Raw genomic sequence first — 1151 nt, 5'->3', positions numbered from 1 at the left:
ATGATGCCGGCCAAGTCGGCGACGAAGCCGCGCAGCAGGGTTTCCGGGGCTATGCCGTCTTCCTCGCACACGTCCAGGAATTCGTCGGGCAGGCGTAACGTGATTGTGCGCTTGGGGCGTTTGCTCATGGCGTGTCGTCCTCTTCTTCCTGGGCTTCTTCATCGAGCAAGGCCAGCAAGGCGGCGCGCTCGCTGTCGCTGCCGCTGCCGGCGTGTCCTCCCTGCTGCTCGCCCACGACGATGGGGATTTACCGACGTGGCGCGTCGGCAACGATTCGAGCAGGCAGCAAAAAGCCGGTGCGGATTTCTCGGCACCGGCTTGATGAAATGAGCGAAGACGGGAAGTCGTCTCCTAAAGTGATCAATGCTTAAAGCACGTTGACGGTAGCTGTACGTTTGAAGCCTTCGTATAGCTCAAAAATACAGCCTGGCTTCAATCTCTCAATCGGCGCCGTTGGCATAAGGAATCGAGCCGTTGCATTGAACGAAGCAGCATGCGCAACGACCGGAGAATCGAATTCCAATACCACACTCCATGCCTCACTAGGCCACGTCGCAGCATCTTCAGAAAACTTTGCCACAGTGGAATAAGTATTGGATGACGGCAAATTCGCCAACTTCTCCGGTGACCACTGCACGCGCACCTTAACAGACTCGGCCATTACCAAGACTCCTCGCCAGTAATCAGCAGCTAACATTTGATGGTCACTCCTAACAACTGGTCTAGTTCGCCGTAACGTGCTGGGCCAATGTCATCCAACCGATCTAGCCGCATGAGCTGGCTGGCTTGAGCAGTTGGCATTTCCACGTGCAAGATTGTCGAGTTGCCGGGGCCGTTCATCACATTGCCCCATTGCTCTGCGTGCTCTGAGGTTTCAGCAAACCACTTACCACCCAGAGAATTCGCGCCAGCCTCAAACTTGCCAGTAGCCTGAATTTGCTTCAGCTCACCTTGCGTGACTGCCCGATAGAGAGTCGTTGTTTCCTTTGCCGCAACAGAGCACCCTACCGCATCCTGCCGTACACCAAGCCCTCAACCCCAGCACCGATACTGCCCCCGGGCCCATGCCCAGGCGCTGGTTCAAATTGTACAGGCAGAGATCCCCAATGCGCTTTTTCTGGTAAAGGCGTGCAGGCCCAAGCACGGATTTT

General features: G+C 56.1%; 1 protein-coding gene. It reads right to left on the bottom strand.

Translation table 11 applies throughout. The features are described 5' to 3' along the window. Window positions 1-367 precede the first annotated feature (367 nt). Window positions 368-661: a hypothetical protein gene (locus ACYQ1A_RS21775; protein ID WP_499365820.1), complete on the bottom strand. Its 294-nt coding sequence runs from the start codon at window positions 659-661 to the stop codon at window positions 368-370. Between the last annotated feature and the right edge of the window lie 490 nt (window positions 662-1151).

Source organism: Silvimonas sp. JCM 19000, from assembly GCF_054652575.1.
The sequence above is the reverse complement of the archived record's forward strand: the minus strand, read 5'-3'. Positions and strand labels throughout refer to the sequence as shown.

Coding starts and splice junctions, on each gene's coding strand:
- ACYQ1A_RS21775 (WP_499365820.1), bottom strand. CDS start 661: ATGGCCGAGTCTGTTAAGGTGCGCGTGCAGTGGTCACCGGAGAAGTTG.